General features: G+C 61.5%; 20 protein-coding genes. 13 read left to right on the forward strand and 7 right to left on the reverse strand.

From position 1 onward, the window contains the following. Positions 1 to 6 precede the first annotated feature (6 nt). The 8 genes from JNO51_RS02675 to JNO51_RS02710 all read left to right on the forward strand — a co-directional run bounded on the left by JNO51_RS02675 (position 7) and on the right by JNO51_RS02710 (position 6,952). Positions 7 to 1,224 carry a phosphopentomutase gene (locus tag JNO51_RS02675; protein ID WP_215781039.1) on the forward strand — a complete coding sequence of 406 codons (1,218 nt, stop codon included), beginning with the start codon at positions 7 to 9 and terminating at the stop codon, positions 1,222 to 1,224. 16 nt (positions 1,225 to 1,240) lie between these two features. After that, positions 1,241 to 1,951: a purine-nucleoside phosphorylase gene (gene deoD, locus JNO51_RS02680; RefSeq protein WP_215781042.1), complete on the forward strand. Its 711-nt coding sequence runs from the start codon at positions 1,241 to 1,243 to the stop codon at positions 1,949 to 1,951. 334 nt (positions 1,952 to 2,285) lie between these two features. After that, positions 2,286 to 2,720 (forward strand): 50S ribosomal protein L13, encoded by a 435-nt coding sequence (gene rplM, locus JNO51_RS02685; protein ID WP_215781044.1) that lies wholly within the window; start codon positions 2,286 to 2,288, stop codon positions 2,718 to 2,720. A 9-nt stretch (positions 2,721 to 2,729) separates the two neighbouring features. Further along, positions 2,730 to 3,122 carry a 30S ribosomal protein S9 gene (gene rpsI / locus JNO51_RS02690; protein ID WP_215781046.1) on the forward strand — a complete coding sequence of 131 codons (393 nt, stop codon included), beginning with the start codon at positions 2,730 to 2,732 and terminating at the stop codon, positions 3,120 to 3,122. Between the two features lie 142 nt (positions 3,123 to 3,264). Further along, complete coding sequence (gene argC / locus JNO51_RS02695; protein ID WP_215782642.1) at positions 3,265 to 4,293, forward strand: N-acetyl-gamma-glutamyl-phosphate reductase; 1,029 nt, start codon at positions 3,265 to 3,267, stop codon at positions 4,291 to 4,293. A gap of 84 nt (positions 4,294 to 4,377) precedes the next feature. Continuing rightward, complete coding sequence (gene erpA / locus JNO51_RS02700) at positions 4,378 to 4,728, forward strand: iron-sulfur cluster insertion protein ErpA (RefSeq protein ID WP_215781048.1); 351 nt, start codon at positions 4,378 to 4,380, stop codon at positions 4,726 to 4,728. A gap of 59 nt (positions 4,729 to 4,787) precedes the next feature. Then, on the forward strand, positions 4,788 to 5,687 hold the full coding sequence (locus tag JNO51_RS02705) for a CheR family methyltransferase (protein ID WP_215781050.1): 900 nt from the start codon (positions 4,788 to 4,790) through the stop codon (positions 5,685 to 5,687). Between the two features lie 8 nt (positions 5,688 to 5,695). Next, complete coding sequence (locus JNO51_RS02710) at positions 5,696 to 6,952, forward strand: D-amino acid dehydrogenase (protein WP_215781052.1); 1,257 nt, start codon at positions 5,696 to 5,698, stop codon at positions 6,950 to 6,952. A 6-nt stretch (positions 6,953 to 6,958) separates the two neighbouring features. Here the strand turns inward: JNO51_RS02710 and JNO51_RS02715 are convergent, their stop codons facing one another. Continuing rightward, the gene (locus tag JNO51_RS02715) at positions 6,959 to 7,318 is read right to left on the reverse strand and encodes a dihydroneopterin aldolase (protein ID WP_215781055.1); all 360 of its coding nucleotides are present in this window, start codon (positions 7,316 to 7,318) and stop codon (positions 6,959 to 6,961) included. Between the two features lie 71 nt (positions 7,319 to 7,389). Between JNO51_RS02715 and plsY the strand changes: the two genes are divergently transcribed. Beyond that, positions 7,390 to 8,049, forward strand: coding sequence for a glycerol-3-phosphate 1-O-acyltransferase PlsY (gene plsY, locus JNO51_RS02720; RefSeq protein ID WP_252346166.1), 660 nt, complete (start codon positions 7,390 to 7,392; stop codon positions 8,047 to 8,049). Here the strand turns inward: plsY and JNO51_RS02725 are convergent, their stop codons facing one another. Then, on the reverse strand, positions 8,050 to 8,745 hold the full coding sequence (locus JNO51_RS02725; RefSeq protein ID WP_215781057.1) for an aspartate/glutamate racemase family protein: 696 nt from the start codon (positions 8,743 to 8,745) through the stop codon (positions 8,050 to 8,052). It abuts the gene before it with no gap. Positions 8,746 to 8,808: 63 nt separating this feature from the next. On the opposite strand from JNO51_RS02725, the gene JNO51_RS02730 reads away from it, so the two are divergent. Further along, complete coding sequence (locus JNO51_RS02730) at positions 8,809 to 10,158, forward strand: PLP-dependent aminotransferase family protein (protein WP_215781060.1); 1,350 nt, start codon at positions 8,809 to 8,811, stop codon at positions 10,156 to 10,158. Here JNO51_RS02730 and JNO51_RS02735 read toward each other — a convergent pair. Continuing rightward, positions 10,155 to 11,114, reverse strand: coding sequence for a histone deacetylase family protein (locus JNO51_RS02735; RefSeq protein WP_252346167.1), 960 nt, complete (start codon positions 11,112 to 11,114; stop codon positions 10,155 to 10,157). The two genes, JNO51_RS02730 and JNO51_RS02735, sit on opposite strands and share 4 nt — an antisense overlap. A gap of 262 nt (positions 11,115 to 11,376) precedes the next feature. Here JNO51_RS02735 and JNO51_RS02740 point away from each other — a divergent pair, with 262 nt between their 5' ends. The 3 genes from JNO51_RS02740 to JNO51_RS02750 are packed head-to-tail and all read left to right on the forward strand — an operon-like array spanning position 11,377 to position 15,776. Next, on the forward strand, positions 11,377 to 12,498 hold the full coding sequence (locus JNO51_RS02740; RefSeq protein ID WP_215781064.1) for an efflux RND transporter periplasmic adaptor subunit: 1,122 nt from the start codon (positions 11,377 to 11,379) through the stop codon (positions 12,496 to 12,498). Continuing rightward, positions 12,491 to 14,440: an ABC transporter permease gene (locus JNO51_RS02745; RefSeq protein ID WP_215781066.1), complete on the forward strand. Its 1,950-nt coding sequence runs from the start codon at positions 12,491 to 12,493 to the stop codon at positions 14,438 to 14,440. The genes JNO51_RS02740 and JNO51_RS02745 overlap by 8 nt, the downstream gene beginning before the upstream one ends. A 4-nt stretch (positions 14,441 to 14,444) precedes the next feature. After that, positions 14,445 to 15,776, forward strand: coding sequence for a TolC family protein (locus tag JNO51_RS02750; protein ID WP_215781068.1), 1,332 nt, complete (start codon positions 14,445 to 14,447; stop codon positions 15,774 to 15,776). A gap of 55 nt (positions 15,777 to 15,831) precedes the next feature. On the opposite strand, the gene rpoS is transcribed toward JNO51_RS02750, so the two are convergent. The 4 genes from rpoS to surE all read right to left on the reverse strand — a co-directional run bounded on the left by rpoS (position 15,832) and on the right by surE (position 19,369). Continuing rightward, positions 15,832 to 16,782: an RNA polymerase sigma factor RpoS gene (rpoS, locus tag JNO51_RS02755; protein ID WP_215781071.1), complete on the reverse strand. Its 951-nt coding sequence runs from the start codon at positions 16,780 to 16,782 to the stop codon at positions 15,832 to 15,834. Positions 16,783 to 16,826: 44 nt separating this feature from the next. Beyond that, complete coding sequence (locus JNO51_RS02760; protein WP_215781082.1) at positions 16,827 to 17,879, reverse strand: peptidoglycan DD-metalloendopeptidase family protein; 1,053 nt, start codon at positions 17,877 to 17,879, stop codon at positions 16,827 to 16,829. A 93-nt stretch (positions 17,880 to 17,972) separates the two neighbouring features. Next, positions 17,973 to 18,641 (reverse strand): protein-L-isoaspartate(D-aspartate) O-methyltransferase, encoded by a 669-nt coding sequence (locus JNO51_RS02765; RefSeq protein ID WP_215781085.1) that lies wholly within the window; start codon positions 18,639 to 18,641, stop codon positions 17,973 to 17,975. After that, positions 18,626 to 19,369, reverse strand: a complete 744-nt coding sequence (surE, locus tag JNO51_RS02770) for a 5'/3'-nucleotidase SurE (protein WP_215781087.1) — start codon at positions 19,367 to 19,369, stop codon at positions 18,626 to 18,628. The genes JNO51_RS02765 and surE overlap by 16 nt, the downstream gene beginning before the upstream one ends. Positions 19,370 to 19,473: the final 104 nt, after the last annotated feature.

Genomic DNA, 19,473 nt, shown 5'->3' on the forward strand with positions numbered 1-19,473 from the left:
TGCGTCATGAAACGAGCCATTATTTTGATTCTGGATTCGCTGGGCATTGGTGCCGCGGCGGATGCCGATCGCTTTGGCGATGTCGGCAGCAATACGCTGGGGCATATCGCCCGTGATGCCGCCGCTGGTCTGCTCGACCGGGGCGGTCGCAGCGGTCCGCTGAACATGCCGAATCTGACCCGGCTCGGCCTGGCGCACGCCTGCGAGCTGTCATGCGGCGAGTTCCCGGCGGGCGTCGAGCGTCTCGAACCGATCGCGGCTTACGGTTTTGCCCGTGAGCTGTCGTCCGGCAAGGATACGCCGTCCGGTCACTGGGAAATCGCCGGGGTGCCGGTGCTGTTTGACTGGGGTTACTTCACCGACAAGGAAAATGCATTCCCGGCGGCGCTGCTGGATGCCATCGTCGAACGTGCCGGCCTGCCGGGCTATCTGGGTAATTGCCATGCCTCCGGCACGGAAATCCTCGATCGCCTGGGCGAAGAGCATATGCGCACCGGCAAGCCGATCTTCTATACTTCGGCCGACTCGGTGTTCCAGATTGCCTGCCATGAAGAAACTTTCGGGCTGGAGCGTCTGTACCAGCTGTGCAAGATCACCCGTGAGCTGCTCGAGCCCTACAATATCGGCCGGGTGATTGCCCGTCCGTTCCTGGGCAGCGGCAAGGGCCAGTTTGCCCGTACCGGCAACCGCAAGGATCTGGCCGTCGAACCGCCGGCGCCTACCGTGCTGAAGAAGCTGGCGGATGCCGGCGGGCAGGTGGTGTCGGTCGGCAAGATTTCCGATATCTATGCGCATGTCGGCATCACGCGTGCCGTCAAGGCGACCGGTCTTGACCAGCTGTGGGACGTGACGCTTGAGGAAGTGCGCCAGGCGCCTGATCGCAGCATCGTAATGACGAACTTCGTCGATTTCGACTCCAGCTACGGTCATCGTCGCGATACGGCCGGCTATGCAGCCGCGCTGGAGGCGTTTGATCGCCGGCTGCCGGAGATTCTGGCGCTGCTGGGCGAGGACGACATTCTGATTCTTTCCGCCGACCACGGTTGTGATCCGACCTGGCCCGGCTCCGACCATACGCGCGAGCACATTCCGGTGCTGTGCTATGGCAAGAAGGTGCCGGCCGGTTCACTGGGTGGTCGCGATACTTTTGCCGATATTGGCCAATCGGTCGCGCGTCATCTTGACCTGCCGCCGATGGACTACGGTACTTCATTTCTTGGCTAATTTTTAAAGGACTGCCATGGCTACTCCGCATATCAGCGCCCAACCGGGTGACTTCGCCGACATCGTTCTGATGCCGGGAGATCCGCTGCGCGCGCAGATGATTGCCGAAACCTACCTCGAGAACCCGCGTCAGGTGACGGCGGTGCGTAATATGTTCGGCTACACCGGTACCTACAAGGGCCGCCGGTTGTCGGTGATGGCGCACGGCATGGGCATCCCCTCCTGCAGCATCTACGCGACCGAGCTGATCAAGGATTACGGCGTCAAGACCATCATTCGCGTCGGCTCCTGCGGCGCGACCACCAGCAAGCTGAAGCTGCGTGATCTGGTCATCGCCATGGGTGCCTCGACCGACAGCAAGGTCAACCGCATGCGCCTGATGGATCACGACTTCGCCGCGATTGCCGACTATGACGTCCTGCGTACCGCCGTGGATACCGCCAAGCGCCTGAATAAGCCGGTGCATGTCGGCAATGTGTTCTCGGCCGATCTGTTCTACTCGGTGCAGCCGGGCATGCTCGATGCGCTGGCAGCCATGAATGTTCAGGCGATCGAAATGGAACTGGCCGGCATTTACGGTGTTGCGGCGCAATATGGCGCACGTGCCCTGGGCATCCTGACCGTGTCGGATGTGATCCCGACCGGCGAGGCAACCAGTGCCGAAGATCGTCAGAAGAGCTTCAATGACATGATCGAGATCGCGCTGGAAACCGCTCTGGCGCTGTAATTCGGTATGTTTCCCCCAGCCCGGCCCTGTGCCGGGCTTTTGTTTTGTTGTGCAGATGCATATCGCATAGTGCAGTGCACAAAAAATCCTTGCCATCCTGCCGGGCTCTGCCAATAATGGATTTACATCAGACGCTTGTGCGTTTTGGTGTTGTCTCCTCCATCCTCCTTTCAAAGGTGGAACTTGGCGCGATCACAACCGGGTTGCGCTTTTTTTTGGCCAAAAAAACGACTTTTCCCGCGCCGGATTTCTTCTTGTCTCACAATGGTTTGACAGGGTAGTCGGCCTTGTAATAGAATCCGTAACTTTCAAGAATTACGATGAGAAGAGTTCCATGAAGACCTTTTCTGCCAAGCCGCATGAGGTAAAGCGCGAGTGGTTCGTGGTCGACGCCTCCGACAAGGTGCTGGGTCGTCTGGCTGCTGAAATCGCGCACCTGTTGCGCGGCAAGCATAAGCCGGAATACACCCCGCACGTTGATACCGGCGACTACATTGTCGTCGTTAACGTCGACAAACTCCGCGTTACCGGTGCCAAGGCACAGGACAAGATTTACTACCGTCATACCACCTACCCGGGCGGTATCCGCGAGCGTACCTTCACCGAACTGCAAAACCAGTTCCCGGAGCGCGTTCTGGAGAAAGCCGTTAAGGGTATGCTGCCGAAGGGTCCGCTGGGCTACGCGATGATCAAGAAGCTCAAGGTATACGCTGGTAGCGAGCACCCGCACTCGGCCCAACAGCCGAAAGTGCTGGAAATCAGTTTTTGAGGCTAAAAGATGAACGGTAAATACTACTACGGTACCGGCCGTCGCAAGAGTTCGGTTGCGCGCGTTTTCATGCAAAAGGGTAACGGCCAGATCATCGTCAACGGCAAGCCGGTTGACGAGTACTTCGCCCGTGAAACCGGCCGCATGGTGATTCGCCAGCCGCTGGCGCTGACCGAAAATCTCGAATCCTTCGACATCAAGGTCAACGTTGTTGGCGGCGGTGAAACCGGCCAGGCCGGCGCGATCCGTCACGGCATCACCCGCGCTCTGATCGACTACAACGCCGATCTGAAGGCTGCCCTGTCCAACGCCGGCTTCGTTACCCGCGATGCCCGTGAAGTTGAACGTAAGAAGGTCGGTCTGCGCAAGGCCCGTCGTGCCAAGCAGTTCTCCAAGCGTTAATCGCCGGATTACCTGTTTTACAAAAAAAGCCGCCCTCGGGCGGCTTTTTTATTGCCCTTTTCACGGACGGCTTGTTGCATTGCAAGAGGCTTGAACGGGATAATGTCGCCTTTGCGACATGAATTTACGTTTGGGTGACGGCATGATCAAGGTAGGCATCGTAGGCGGGACCGGGTATACCGGCGTTGAACTTTTGCGGCTGCTGGCGGGGCACCCGTCGGTCAGTGTGGTGAGCGTGACATCCCGCAAGGAAGCCGGTATGCGCATCGACCATATGTTTCCCAGTCTGCGCGGCCATGTGGATCTGGCCTTTTCTTCACCGGATGAGGCATCGCTGAGCGACTGTGATGTGGTGTTTTTCGCCACGCCGAATGGTGTCGCCATGCAGGATGCCCGCCGCCTGCTGGAGGCCGGGGTGCGTGTCATCGATCTGTCGGCAGATTTTCGCCTGCGCGATGTCGAGCAATGGCAACAGTGGTACGGCATGACGCATGCCTGTCCGGATCTGATTGCCGACGCGGTCTATGGCCTGCCGGAGGTGAATCGCGAGGCGATTGCCTCTGCCCGTCTGGTGGCCAATCCGGGGTGTTATCCCACGGCGGTGCAGTTGGGCTTCCTGCCGCTGATCGAGGCGGGAGTGGTCGACGCGTCTTCGCTGATCGCCGATTGCAAGTCGGGCGTTTCCGGTGCCGGTCGCAAGGCCGAGGTGGGGGCGCTGTTCTGCGAGACCGGCGATTCCTTCAAGGCTTATGGTGTGGCTGGCCATCGTCACTTGCCGGAAATTCGCCAGGGCCTGTCGCGCCTGTCCCGGAATGCCGTCGGTCTGACCTTTGTACCGCACCTCACGCCGATGATCCGTGGTATTCATGCGACGCTCTATGCGCGCCTGACGACCGAGGTGGATCTGCAGTCTTTGTATGAATCGCGTTATGCCGATGAGCCATTTGTGGATGTCATGCCGGCAGGCAGTCAGCCGGAAACCCGCTCGGTACGAGGGGCCAATCTGTGCCGTATGGCGGTGTATCGGCCGCAGGGCGGTGACATGGTGGTGGTGCTGTCGGTGATCGACAATCTGGTCAAGGGGGCGGCCGGTCAGGCGGTGCAGAACATGAACCTGATGTTCGGCTTGCCGGAGTCTGCCGGGCTGGCGGTCGTACCCTTGCTGCCCTGATGTTGAATTTCTCGCCAGACGCCACCATATCCTACTAAAATAGTAGGAAAGCCGCTGTCCGGCTCAACGCTTTAGAGGCTAATCATGACTGAAACGACTGAAGTGCTGTCCCCGATCAATTTCACCGACAGCGCATGCAGCAAGGTGCGCGAACTGATCGCTGAAGAAGGTAACCCCGATCTGAAACTGCGGGTGTTCGTCACCGGTGGTGGTTGTTCCGGCTTCCAGTACGGCTTCACCTTCGATGAGCTGGTGAATGAAGATGATACCCAGATCGCCCGCGAAGGCGTGACCTTCCTGGTGGATCCGATGAGCTACCAGTATCTGGTCGGCGCGGAAATCGATTATCAGGAAAGCCTGGAAGGCTCCCAGTTCGTCATCAAGAATCCGAATGCCACTACCACCTGCGGTTGTGGATCTTCGTTCTCGGTGTAAGGTTTTTTGCGATAAGATAAAAGCCTGGGGTATTCCCAGGCTTTTTTATTTGGATCGACATGGACAAGCAGCCACCTCTGACGATGCCCAAGGTTGAATTCAGCCGCGAATTCAATTTCACCGACGCCGACTTTGAACGTATCCGCAAGCTGATATACAAAGAGGCCGGGATTTCGCTGAATACCTCCAAGAAGGACATGGTTTACGGTCGCCTGGTGCGCCGTATTCGCGAACTGAAACTGGCAGGTTTTGCGGCCTACCTGGACTTGCTGGAATCAATCCAGGGCAAGCGCGAGTTCGAACAGTTCGTCAATGCCCTGACCACCAACCTGACTTTCTTCTTCCGCGAGGAGCATCATTTTCCGCTGCTGGCGGAACATTTGAAGAAGCGGGTGGCGGCAGGGGCGACCGAGATCAATATCTGGTGTGCCGCTTCGTCGACAGGCGAAGAACCTTATTCCCTGGCCATGACCGCACTGGAAACGCTGCGCGGCACCGGTCCGAAGGTCAATATTGTCGCCACGGACCTGGATACGCTGGTGCTGGAAACCGGTCGCAAGGGGATCTATCCCGCCGACAAGGTGGCCAGGCTGCCCACGGGGCATGCCAGCAAGTATTTCGACAAATTGCCGGATGGTACCTATCAGGCGAAATCCCAGCTGCGCAATATGATCACCTTCTCCCGGCTGAATCTGATCGAGCCGCAGTGGTCGGTGCACAAGCAGTTTGACGCGATCTTCTGCCGCAATGTGATGATCTACTTTGATCGCGATACGCAGTTCGCGATCCTCAAGCGCTTTGCCCCCTTGCTGCGTCCCGATGGTTTGTTGTTTGTCGGTCACTCCGAGAATTTCTATTTTGCTTCGGATTATTTCCGCCTGCGCGGCAAGACCGTGTATGAGCATGCCCCCAGGGGCGATGCCGGGCATAAACCGGGCGAGCTGGCCAAGGGACGTTAAGGAGCACCATGAAGGTAGCGGTACTGGGGGCAGGAGTAGTGGGGGTCAGCACCGCCTGGTTTCTGGCGTGTGATGGTCATGAGGTGGAAGTGATCGATCGTGCCTGCGGGCCGGCGCGCGAGACCAGTTTCGCCAATGGTGGACAGATTTCGGTCAGTCAGTCGGAGCCCTGGGCTTATCCGGGGGCGCCGCTGCAGATCCTGCGCTGGCTCGGGCGGGAGGATTCTCCGCTGTTGTTCCGCCCCCGGCTGGATCCCGCTCAGTGGCGCTGGATGGCCGGCTTCCTGCGCGAGTGCCTGCCCGGCCGTTTCGATCGCAACATGCGGCAGATGCTGGCACTGGGCAAATACAGCCGCGACACGTTTGCCGAGTTGCGCCAGACTCTGGGCCTGCGTTACGACAATCTGGAACGCGGCATCGTGACCCTGATTGCCTCGCAGCAGGGCCTGGACGAAGCGGCGGCGACCTGTCGGGTCATGCAGGGTTACGGTGTGCAGAAGCGGGTGGTGTCGCGCGAGGAGTTGCTGGACATCGAGCCTGCGCTATCTCCGGTGGCCGGCCAGCTGGCCGGCGGGACCTACTGTCCGGATGACGAGTCAGGCTGTGTGCATTTGTTCACGGCCCAGTTGGCGCAGCATGCGGCGGCACGTGGCGTGCGCTTCCGTTTCAATACCCGCATCAATGCCCTGGAGGCTGATGGCGACCGTGTCAGCGGTGTCTCGGTGACCGATGAGGATGGCCAGTACCGTACCGTCAGGGCGGATGCCTACGTCCTGGCGCTTGGCAGCTATTCCCCGCTGCTGGCGCGGACAGTTGGCCTGTCCTTGCCGGTCTATCCTACCAAGGGCTATTCGGCCACGGTGCCGCTGGCCGATGAGGCGCAGGCGCCGCTGGTGAGCATTACCGACGAGGATTACAAGATCGTGCTGACACGGCTGGGTTCGACGCTGCGCATTGCCGGGACGGCCGAGCTGGCGGGCTACTCCACCCATCTGAATCCGGCGCGTTGTCAGGCGCTGATCCGCCGTGCCCGTGTCCTGGTGCCCGAAGCCTGTGCACATTGGGATCAGGCCAGCTTCTGGAGCGGCCTGCGTCCCAGTACGCCGGGCAATGTGCCTCTGATCGGCCGTTCGCGACTGGCCAACCTGTATCTGAATACCGGACACGGTACCCTGGGGCTGACCGAAGGGCCAGGCTCCGGCAAGGCGCTGGCCGAGCGTATGGCCGGCCGCCAGCTGCCGTTTGCGTTCGGCTTTACCGGTTAAGGAGGCTCAGCGTGGCCGATGGCCGCGCTCGATGCAGACGCCGACCCGCTTCACGCCAGGCAGGATGCCGAGCTTGCTGACGGATACCTTGACCCAGGGCGAGCCGAAATCTTCGCGCACGACCTTGGCAATGTATTCCGCCAGGGCTTCGATCAGCAGAAAGTGCCTTTCGGCCAGGGCATGGCGCAGACGATCGACCACCACACCGTAATGGATGGTGTCGCTGATGTCATCGCTGTGACAGGGTGCTTCGCTGGGAATGCCGATTTCCATATCGATTTCGATGGTCTGCGGCGTGGTTTTTTCCCAGTCGTATATGCCGATAATGGTCTCGGCGCGCATTTCGCGCAAAAAAATGATGTCCATCCGATGGCGGCTGTTGGGGAATGCCGCTTGATACCGTAGAATCTGAGACTTTGCATTCTAGTGGATATAACATGTCTCCGACAGTCCATGCCCTGATGTCCCCCATTGATTTTGTCTTTACTTGCGCTGCCTACATCATCGGCTCGCTGTCCTTTGCCGTGATCGTCAGCAAGGTCATGGGCATTCAGGATCCCCGCAGCTATGGCTCCAAGAATCCGGGGGCGACCAATGTGCTGCGCAGCGGCAACAAAGCGGCCGCGGCGCTGACCCTGCTGGGTGACGCCATCAAGGGGCTGGTTGCCGTGCTGCTTGCCCGCTGGCTTGGCCCGCAATATGGCGTTGATGCAGCCGGTGTGGCCTGGGTCGCCCTGGCCGTGGTGATCGGCCACATGTGGCCGATGTTCTTCAACTTCAAGGGCGGCAAGGGCGTGGCCACCGCCATTGGCGTGATGTTCGGCCTGAATTTGCTGCTTGGTCTGACCGTCGTGGTGACCTGGTTGCTGGTGGCCTTTATCTGGCGCTACTCCTCGCTGGCCGCCATGCTGTCGCTGGGCCTGTCCCCGCTGTTCGCCACCTTCCTCATGCCGCGTGGCACGCCGGAAATGGGTATCACCCTGGTGATCGGGCTGCTGGTGTTCTACCGCCACCGCGACAATCTGCTCAAGCTGCTGACCCGCCAGGAAAAGAAGATCGGCGAAAAGGCCCGGGCGCCGGCCGATCCGCATCAGTAATCACGTCGCCAGTGCCCACTCGACGGCTGCCTCGGCGTGCAGGACGGTGGTATCAAATACGGGTAATGCCGAGTCGGCCTGCTTGATCAGCAGGCCGATTTCCGTACAGCCCAGCACAATGGCCTGTGCCCCTTGTTGTTGCAGGCGGGCCATGATTTGGCCATACAGCTGGCGTGAGTCCTCACGCAAAATCCCCTGGCAAAGTTCCTCATAGATAATGCGGTGCACGTCTTCGCGGTCGTGTACCTGGGGTATCAGTACATCGATCCCGTGCCCTGATGTCAGTCGCTGGCGATAAAAGTCCTGCTCCATGGTATAGCGCGTTCCCAGCAGCCCGACCTTGTCGATACCGGCCTGGCGCAGTGCTTTGCCAGTGGCATCGGCGATGTGCAGCAAAGGCAGGGGACTGGCTGCCTCAATGACCGGAGCCAGTTTGTGCATGGTGTTGGTACACAGCACGATGCCATCTGCGCCCCCGGCCGCCAGCTGGCGTGCGGCGCAGGCCATCTTGTCCGCCAGCGCCTGCCAGTCACCCTGTACCTGCAGGGTTTCAATCTCGGCAAAATCCACGGTCAGCAGCAGGCTGCGTGCATTGTGCTGACCGCCCAGTCTGGCCTTCACGGACTGGTTGATCAGTTGGTAATAATGGGCTGAGGACTCCCAGCTCATGCCGCCGATTAGTCCGATGGTTTTCATCTCCAGTCCTTCTCTGTTTGCAGATAGGCTTAGTATGTCTTCATTTCTGACAGGATTGTCTTCATGACAAACTGGCTGCCACGTTTGCGTCCCGGACAAGGGCCGATGTTTTTGCAGATAGCAGAGGCCATCCGCCATGACATCCGCGCCGGGCGATTGCAGGCGGGAGAGGTGTTGCCACCGCAACGGTTGCTGGCGGATTTGCTAGGTATCCATCTCAGCACGGTGACGCGTGCCTATGGCCTCGCTGAACAGCGCGGGTTGATTGTCGGCCAGGGGCGGCGCGGCACCGTTGTCCGGGATCGGGTGCTTGCCTCTGGTCTGTTCGCGCCTCAGCGTGACTTGACTGACGAACGCATCGATTTGTCCAGCAACGTACCGGCGCAGGATCTGCGGGATCGGACCGTCGAGAAGATGTTGATGGCCATGTTGCAGGAGCAGGGGGCCGAAGCGTGGATGCGATACTGCACGGCGAGCGAGTGGCTGGACGCGCAGGCGGATGTGGCCGACTGGCTGGGGTTGTGCGGCCTGGACACCGGGCAGTTTGCCATCCTGCTGTGCGCTGGCGCACAACATGCGCTGGATCAGGCATTGGCCATGGCGCATGGCGGACGTGACGTGGCGGTGGAGTGTCTGACCTACCCGGGGGTACAGGCGCTGGCTGCCATGCGGGGACTGCAGTTGCATGGTTTGGCGATGGATGCCGAGGGCGTGCGGCCGGACAGCCTGGATACCGTGGCGCAGCGTGGCGTGCGCGTGGCGATTGTGTCGTCGAACCTGCAAAATCCGACAGGGGCGACGATGGGGCTGGCTCGTCGTCTGGCGCTAGTTGAGGTGGCCCGGCGCCGCGGGGTGACGCTGATTGAAGAGGATGTCTATGGACTGCTGACAGCAACGCGCTTGCCGCCACTGGCCATGTTGGCCCCGGAGCGTACTCTTTATCTGACCTCCCTGTCCAAAACCGTGGCCCCCGGATTGCGTCTGGGCATGCTGGCTGCACCGCCCACGCTGGCACCGCGTGCCGAGGATGCCTTGCACCTTACCGGTTGGCAGCTCAGTCCCCTGATGCTTGCGCTTGGCTGCCGGCTGATTCGTACTGGTGAAGCAAGCCGTCGGCTGAACTGGCAGCGCCAGGAGCTGGCCGCACGGCATCGATTGCTGGATCGTGCGCTCGGTCTGGCCAACAGGCCAGTCTGCCATTGTCCCCACCGCTGGCTGCCCGTCGAGGGCCATTCGACGGCACTGATTTCCCGATTGCGCGAGGCGGGAATCTGGTTGGTGGATGGGCAGGACCTGGCGGTGGGAAGAGCGGCGCCAGAGGGGGTGCGGCTGGCCTTGGGGGCCGCCGTGAGCCGACGCCAGCTTGAACGTGCGGCACGGCAGCTGGCCGTCTTGTTGCCTGGTGAGACTTAACCGTCCGACAGCACGCGAATGTGAGCGGTCACGCTGCGTCCGAGCGAGGAGAGGTCATAGCCGCCTTCCAGAACCGACACAATCCTTCCCTGACAGTACAGGTCGGCAATCTGCACCAGATGCCGCGTCACCCATTCGTAATCGGCTTCGACCAGGCCGAGCGAGCCCATATCGTCTTCGCGATGGGCATCGAAACCGGCTGAAATGAAGATCATCTCGGGCTGGAAGTTGTGCAGCTCAGGCAGCCAGACATTCTCCACCACCTCACGGAAGGCGGCGCCGCTGCTGCCAGCGCGCAGCGGCACATTGTGCATGTTGGGGCCCTGTGGCTTGTCGCCACAGTAGGGGTAGAAGGGGTGCTGGAAAATCGACACCATCATCACGCGCGGATCGTTGTGGAAAATTTCTTCCGTGCCATTGCCGTGATGGACATCGAAATCAATGATGGCCACGCGCTCCAGCTTGTAGGCCGACAGGGCGTGCGCGACACCGATGGCAATATTGTTGAAAAAACAGAAGCCCATGGATTTGGCGCTTTCCGCATGGTGTCCCGGCGGGCGGATGGCACAGAAAGCGTTCGGTACCTTCTCTTCACACACCAGATCGACAGCCTTGACCACGGCTCCGGCGGCCCGGCGCGCCGCTTTCAGTGTCCCGGGTGACATGGCGGTATCCGGATCGACACGGAAGGTGCCGACGGTCGGCACACTGGCTTCAATGTATTCCACATAGCGCGGCGGATGGATGCGCGCCAGTTGTTGTTCGGTCACTTCGGGGGCTTCGACTTCCTGCAGGGTGTCGAAGATCTGGGAGGCCATCAGTTGATCACGGATGGCGATCAGGCGCTCCGGACATTCGGGGTGACCCACGCCCATATTGTGCTGGAGACAGTCCGGGTGGGTGACATACGCCGTCAGACCGGTACGGTGCCATTGGGTCTTCAACCAGGTAAACACGATCTCCCCTCTGTCGCTCTTGTGCGCGAGCATATGTATTTTCAATAAATATTGGTCGAAATTCCCCCGGAAATCAATAACAAGAAAGCATTGGCTGAATCAGCTTTGCCGGGAAAGTGGCGGCGATATGGCGGGGAATTGGCGGCGTCCAGTAAAGAACTATCTGCCTGATGCCTGTGTCTGAGTGCCCGTTGCCCATTGCTGCGAGCATGACATATACATGAAATATAGAATGGTTGCGTTTTGGCGAAAAGCCAGCAGGATGAAGCGTATTGGATGGATTATCCTGCTGTCGGCATTGTGCAGCTCCGGGGCCTGGTGGTTGTGGCACAGAACCGTCCGTAGCCCGGCGCCGGCACCACTGACCGAGACCATCGTGCGCAGCGACATTGTCAGCGCGGTGCAAGCCAGTGGCCAATTACAACCGATCCGGACCGTCGATGTGGGCGCCCAGGTCAGCGGGCAACTGAAGCATCTGTATGTGGTCGCCGGTCAGCGGGTGCGCAAAGGCCAGCTGCTGGCCGAGATTGATCCGCGCCTGGCCCGGAGCGAGCTGCAGATCGCCCTGGCGGAGCTGGCCGTGTTGCAGTCCGAGGCGCGCGGGCTGAGCGTGCGTTACCACTATGCCGACCGTGAGCTGCATCGTCAGCAACAGTTACATGCCGGCGGGGTCAGCGCGGAGCGCGAGCTGCAGCAGGCGCATAGCCAGCGGGCGCAGCTCGCGGCGGATCTGGCGGGGGTCAGGGCGCGCATCCGCCGTGCCGGACTGATGGTTGAGCAGCAGCGTACCCGATTGGCCTATACCCGCATTGAGGCGCCCATGGATGGCGAGGTGCTGGCGATCGAAACCCGTGAAGGGCAGACGGTGATTGCGGCACAGCAGGCGCCGACCATTCTCAAGCTGGGGGATCTGTCCCGTCTCCGCGTCAGGGCCAATGTCTCCGAGGCCGATATCCTGCGCATTCACCCGGGACAGAAGGCCTGGTTTTCGCTGCTGGGTCATCCGGCTCAGCGCTATGAGGGCCGGGTGGGTGAAGTGCTGCCGACGCCGCAGCGCATCAATAACGCGCTGTACTTTTATGTGCAGTTTGATGTCGATAATCCGCAGCAGCTGCGAACCGAGATGACGGCTCAGGTCAGCATCGTGTTGGCCGAGGCACGCCAGGTGGTGGCCGTCCCGCTGATGGCCCTGGACGATGAGGCCGAAGAGGGCAACTGGCACTCGGTACGGGTGCTGGGCAAGGATGGCAGCGTTCGTCCGCAGCGGGTACGCATCGGCTTGCGTGGACGTACCCAGGCGGAGGTACTGGAGGGACTGCAGCCCGGTGAGCAGGTGGTGATCAGTGATGCGCGGCTGCCGTTGCAGGAGGGGCGTCATGGCTGAGCCCCTGCTCTGGCTGGAGCGCGTTTCGCGCCACTTTGCCTCGCCGGCCGGCGAGGTGGCGGTGCTGGATGAGGTCAGCCTGCAGATCGAGGCCGGCGACATGGTCGCCATCATCGGCGCCTCGGGGTCGGGCAAGTCCACCCTGATGAATCTGCTCGGCTGCCTGGACCGGCCCAGCCGTGGTTGCTACCGGGTTGCCGGCCGGGATACCGCGCGGCTAGACAGCGATGCACTGGCCGCCTTGCGGCGCGAGCGCTTTGGTTTTGTCTTTCAGCGCTACCATCTGTTGCCGCATCTGGATGCCGCCGACAATGTCGCCATGCCGGCCATCTATGCGGGTCTGGGACAGACACCACGCCGGCAGCGGGCGCTGGCCTTGCTCGGGAGGCTGGGCCTGTCGACCCATGCCGACAAACCTGGATGCCTGCTGTCGGGCGGGCAGCAGCAGCGGGTCAGCATCGCCCGGGCGCTGATGAATGGCGGCGAGGTGATTCTGGCCGATGAGCCGACCGGGGCGCTGGACAGTCAGAGCGGGCGCGAGGTGATGGCGATCCTGCATCAGCTCCATCAGGCCGGTCACACCATCATCATCGTGACACACGACCCGTCGATTGCCGCCCAGGCCTGCCGCATCATCGAATTGTCGGATGGCCGGGTGGTGCGTGATCAGCGAGGCAGCGGCCCGGCCGGTGCCGGCGCGCAGGCCACCGTATCCTGCCCGGAGCGGCCAGCCCCACCGGCGCGCCGTGCAGGCCATCTCGCCGATGCATTCAACATGGCCCTGTTTGCCCTGCGAGCCAATCGACTGCGCACCTGTCTGACCATGCTGGGCATCATGATCGGTATCGCGGCGGTCGTTACGGTGGTGGCCCTGGGACAGGGGGCCAGCGATGCGGTGCTCAAGGATATCCGCCAGATCGGGACCAATGCCATCTACGTCTACCGTGGCAGCGACTGGGCGGATGACAGGGCGTCATCGATCGACACGCTGGGACCGGAGGATTTGTCTGCCTTGTCGGCCGCCTCCTATGTCGACAGCGTGTCGCCGCTGGGCGGCGCGAAGATGCGTGCCCAGTGGCGTCACGCCGATGCCGATGTCCAGGTGTTTGGCGGGGGCGCGGATGTGTTCCGCGTGATGGGGCGGCAAGTGGTCGAAGGGCGCGGGATCAGCGCGGAGGATATCCGCCAGCAAAACCAGGTGGTGGTGCTGGACCCGAATACCCGGCGCAAATTGTTCGGTGATCGGCGCGAGGTGCTGGGCGAGGTGGTGCAGCTGGGGCCGCTGCCGGCGACGGTGATCGGTGTCACCGATCGCGACCGCTACAACGAGGGATCCAGCCAGTTGCTGGTCTGGACCCCCTACAGCACGGCGGCCAGCCGTCTGTTCGGCTATGCCCACTTCGACATGCTGATCGTGCGCATCCGCGATGGTGTCCCGATGGCATTGGCCGAGGCTCAGGTCACCCGCCAGCTGACGCGCCTGCATGGCCGCAAGGATTTCTTTACCAGCAACCTCGATGCCATCTATCAGTCGATGAAGCGCGTCAATGACACCATGTCGCTGCAGTTGTCGGTGGTGGCGCTGATTGCCCTGCTGGTGGGCGGCATCGGGGTGATGAACATCATGCTGGTGTCCGTGGCCGAGCGCACGCGTGAAATCGGCATCCGCATGGCCGTCGGCGCCCGTCAGCGCGATGTGCTGCTGCAGTTTCTGATTGAGGCGGTCATGGTGTGCCTGCTCGGGGGCATGGTCGGCATCGGCCTTGCCCTGGCGTTTGGTCTGGTGTTCCCGTTGCTGAGTGACAGCATCCAGTTGCGCTACTCCTGGCCCTCGGTGGTGGTGGCACTTGGCTGCTCGATGCTGGTCGGTGTCGGGTTCGGTTATTTCCCCGCGCGCAAGGCGGCCAGACTGGATCCCGTCGTGGCACTGGCCAGGGAGTGAAAACATGAAAGCATGGCTGTCAGGCTTGCTGGCACTGGGGTGTGTCGGCTGTGCCATGAGTCCGCCGCCCGCCGTGACGGTGTGCGATACCCGGTCAGAACAAACGCTGGCATGGTGGCAGGGCTTTGCCGATCCGCGCCTGCTCGGCTATCTGGCGGAAGCCGGCCGCTGCAATCTGGAGCTGGCCCAGAAAGCCCGCCTGATTGCCCGCCAGCGGCAGTCGCTCGCCGAGGGGGACTGGCGGCCCCGGGGCAGGATGTCGGCGGATGTCGGCCAGTCACTGGACGGCGGTGAGCTGCGCCATGGCCACACTCTGGATCTGGCCGTGGGCTATGAGCTGGATGTCTGGCAGCGCCTGCGTCTGGGCAAGCAGGCAGAAGCGCATGCCGTCGAAGCGGCTGAGCTCGACCGGCAGGCCCTGTGGCTGTCGCTGCAGGCGGAGGTGGCCATGCGCTACTGGGACTGGGTGGCCCTGCGCCGGCAACAGGTGTTGGCCGGGCAGGTGGTCGAGGTCCGTCAGGCCTTGCGCGAGCTCGATCAGCTGGCTGTACGGCATGGCAGTCTGGCACCGCGTCAGCGGCATGAGAGCGAGATGGCCTGGCTGCAGGCCCGGGAACGGCAGTCGCAGCTGAGTCATCAGGTCGAGCAGGCCGCCGAGCGGCTGGCCGCGCTGCTCGACCGGCCTGGACTGTCTGATTTGCCGGGGGCGGATACCTTGCCGGCGCAGTGGCCGGCGCTGCCGGCGGATCAGCCTGCCGCGGTGCTGGCTCGCCGGCCGGATGTGGCGGCTCAGTCCGCCCGTGTTGCGGCGGCCTGGGCAAAGCTGGTGCAGGCGCGTCAGGCCCTGATGCCGACCGTCACCCTGTCCGCCACGCTGGGCGCAGCCAGTCCGACCCTGAAAGGCTTGCTGGCTCAGAGCGCGGCCGGTGGGGTTCTGCAGCTGGGATTGCCATTTCTGGACTGGTCGGGCATGGGGATTCAGCGCGAGCAACTTCGCCTGGCGTGGGAGCAGGCCACACTGGCCTATGAGCAAACCCTGCGACGGGCCTTGCGCGAACTGGCGCTGGCCCTGCGTCATCAGCCGTTGCTTGAACAGGATGTGCAGCGGGTCGAGGCTCGGCTGGCGCTGCAGCGCCAGCAGGAGCGTCGAGCCGAGCTGGCGGTCTCTGCCGGCGCCAGTGCACAGACCGAGCGTTTGCTGGTGCGTTTGCAGGGCTTGCAGCTGGCTTCGGCGCAGGTCGATCTGCTGCATGCGCGTGCCAGCCATCTGGCGCTGCTGTACAAGGTGCTGGGCGGGCCGCCGCAAGCGCTGGTTTCACCCGGGGCAGGGGAATGAAAAACGCCGACCCCGCTTGAGACGATGGTCGGCGCCAACGATTGATCCGGGCTTGTCAGAGCAAAAAGTCTTTCGAGATGCCTTTGCGGCGCAGGATGCGTCGCAGTTGTTCCAGGCCCTCGATCTGAATCTGGCGCACACGTTCCCGTGTCAGGTTCAGCGCAGCAGCCAGTTCTTCCAGCGTACAGATCTCATGGCCGTTGAGGCCATAACGTCTTTCGATCACCATGCGCTGTTTTTCGTTGAGCTGCGCCATCCACTCGTGCACAAAGCGCTCCAGCTGGGTGTTATGCAGCTGCATTTCCGGCTCTTCATGCTGTTCGTCCGGGATGGACTCGCCGATCGACAGCATCGGATCGATATCCAGCGGTGCATCCAGCGAGGCCATGCGCTCATTGAGGTTCATCACGCGGCGCACATCGCTGACCGGGCGATCGACCAGATGGGCGATCTCCTCCAGGGTTGGCTCGCGCCCGACCTGGCTCTCCAGATGGCGCGACGCACGCAGGTAGACGTTGAGTTCCTTGATGACATGAACCGGCAGCCGGATGGTGCGCGACTGGTTCATGATGGCGCGTTCGATGCTTTGACGGATCCACCAGGTAGCGTAGGTCGAGAAACGGAAACCACGTTCGGGATCAAATTTTTCCAGGGCGTGCATCAGGCCGATATTGCCTTCCTCGATCAGATCGAGCAGGGCAAGACCCCGGTTGATGTAGTGCTTGGCGATGTTCACAACCAGACGCAGGTTGTGTTCGATCATCTTTTGCCGGGCTTCAAACTCGCCTTGTACAACACGGCGGGCCAGTTCCAGTTCTTCTTTGGGTGTCAGGAGGGCGTTGTTGCCGATGTCGTTGAGATAAATCTGGGTGACATCGGCGGTTTCGTCGTGGGCCAGTGGCGCCTCGGATCCTTCTTCGCTTTCAGCTTGTTCAGCTACAGCTTCCTCGGCGCCCGCATCTTCTACTGTTTCCTCGTCTTCGAGGAGATCGAGTTCGTTATTCATGCTTCCCCCGCCTAGAGATGACCCTGGCTGGGGATAGCCCCCGTTCAGGGTTTGCTGTTCAGGTACTGCGTCGGATCAACCGGCTTGCCGAATTTGCGGATCTCGAAATGCAGCTTGACCTGATCTGCATCCGTATTACCCATTTCGGCAATTTTTTGTCCTTTCTTTACGGCCTGGCCTTCCTTGACCAGTAGCTGGCTGTTGTGAGCGTAGGCCGATAGAAATGTCTTGTTATGTTTGATGATGATGAGTTTGCCGTAACCTCTCAGTCCATTACCGCTGTACACCACCTTGCCGTCACCGGCCGCCAGGACAGCCTGTCCCATGCGACCACCCAGGTCGATACCCTTGTTGTTGTCGGAGAAACCGCGCAACAACTTGCCATTCACCGGCCAGATCCAGCCGACATTGTCATCGCCCGCACTTGCCGCCGGGGCGGATGCCGCATGATCGGGCGCTGTCGGGCCGGCCACAGGGGCAGAGGCCACGGCAGGCGCACTGGCTGCCGGTTTGCTGCTCTTGCTGGCGGTCTGGTTGCTGCCTTCGCTTTCTGCACCAATTGCATGCAGAGCAGCATCAGAATATGCCAACTTCAAAGCCTTCGGATATGTCTTGACGGGGGACTGTCTGACAGATCCGTTAATTTGTGTTGCTGGCGGCGTACTGGCCTTTGGCGCCGGCGTTTCGCTGCCGGGAGGCGTCAGTCGCAGCACCTGCCCGACCTTGATGCTGAAGTCCGGCAGATTGTTCCAGGTGGCAACCTGTTGATACTTCAGCCCATGAGCCAGCGAGATCCGGAACAGGTTCTCGCCCGGTGCCACCACGTGTGTCTTGCCATCATCGGCGCTCACCGCGACCGGTCTGGCGGATGCCGGGCCGGCACTGCCCATCGGCGCATCGGCCTTGTAGGGCGTGGTTTGCGCACTATCCACACTGCGCGAAACGCTGTTTGGCGCCGTGCTGCGTACCGTGGTCGGCGAAGCCGTGCTGCCGGATTCGACCGGAGCCGGTTGCTGGACAAAACTGCTGCAACCACACAGCCCGACAAGGGCCAGGGTAGTCAGCAGACTGGTACGACGGGATGGCAAAATCATCATTCTGGTTTTTTATATGCTAACGGATATGAATTGTAAATTGTCAAACAATACCGTTGTGGTATTTTTGCTCTATTCATGACTGTTTAAAACGCGTCAGTCGCGTCCCGGGAGCAGCGGAACGAATTTCACCGCATCCAGCTTGGTCTTCTGCAAACCCTTGGCGGTCTTCTCGATGTGCCACAGGTGCTGTTCACCGTCGCCGAGCGGCATGATCAGGCGCCCGCCCTCGGCCAGCTGGCTGATCAGTGCCTCCGGCACGGCCTTGGCCGCCGCGGTCATGATGATGCCGTCAAACGGAGCTGCCTCGGGCAGACCGAAGTGGCCGTCTCCGTGGACCAGACGGGCATGGACCAGCTTGGCTGCGCGCAGGTTCTTTCTGGCTTTGTCCAGCAGCGCGCCGATACGTTCAATCGAAAATACTGTTGCACCCATTTTGAGTAGCACAGCGGTTTGATAACCGCAGCCGGTGCCGATCTCCAGAACCTTGCCCATCGGGCGGTCGGCAAACAGCAGTTCGGACATGCGGGCCACCGTCAGGGGCTGGGAGATGGTCTGCTGCATGCCGATAGGCAGCGAGACATCATCGTAGGCGCGGGTGGCCAGGGCCTGGTCGACAAACAGGTGGCGTTGAACTTCGTACATGGCCGCCAGCACCCGCTCGTCGCGGATGCCCGCCTGGCGCAGTCGTTCGACCATGCGCATGCGTGTCCGGTCGGACAGCATGCCGTAATCCTGACGCTGCGAAGTCAGCTGCATAGCCATGTATTGATCCCGTCCAGTTGGTCATAGGCCGTCAGATCGATCATCAGTGGGGTGACCGAAATCCGGCGATTGGCGATGGCGTGAAAGTCGGTGCCGGCTCCGGCGTCCTGAACGCTGCCGGGCGGGCCGACCCAGTATACGGTTTCTCCGCGCGGCGTGTCGGTCTTGATCACCGGTTCGGCCATATGACGGCGGCCGAGGCGGGTGATGCTCAGGCCGCCGAGCTGTTCGGGCAGGACGTCCGGTACATTGACGTTGAGCAGGACTGGTTGGCCGAAAGGCTGCTGCAGGCAGCGCTCGATCAGGCGCCCGACGGCCTGGCAGGCGGTCGGCATGTTGTCGGTGGCATGGCTGGCCAGCGAGACCGCGATCGACGGAATGCCCAGCAGGTAGCCTTCGGTGGCGGCGGCCACCGTGCCGGAGTAGAGCGTGTCATCACCCATGTTGGCACCGTGGTTGATGCCGGAGATGACCATGTCGGGGCGGAAGTCGAGCAGGCCGGTCACCGCCAGGTGCACGCAATCGGTCGGGGTGCCGTTGACGAAGAAGAAGCCGTTGGATGCCTTGCGTACCGACAGCGGTCGATCCAGCGTGAGCGAATTGCTGGCGCCGGAGCGGTTGCGTTCCGGGGCGACGACGACCACTTCGCCGTAGTGTGCCAGTGTCTCGGCCAGGGCGTGGATGCCCGGCGCGAGATAACCATCGTCATTGCTGATCAGAAACTTCATGCCGTATTTCCTCGGGAGACCCGCTGATTGTATCGCTCCGGACGGGGGTAAGAAAACCGTCGGATCATGGCCGTGTGATGCAAAAACCCGCCACGGGGCGGGTT

The sequence above is a fragment of the Paludibacterium sp. B53371 genome, from assembly GCF_018802765.1.
Taxonomy (GTDB): Bacteria; Pseudomonadota; Gammaproteobacteria; order Burkholderiales; family Chromobacteriaceae; genus Paludibacterium.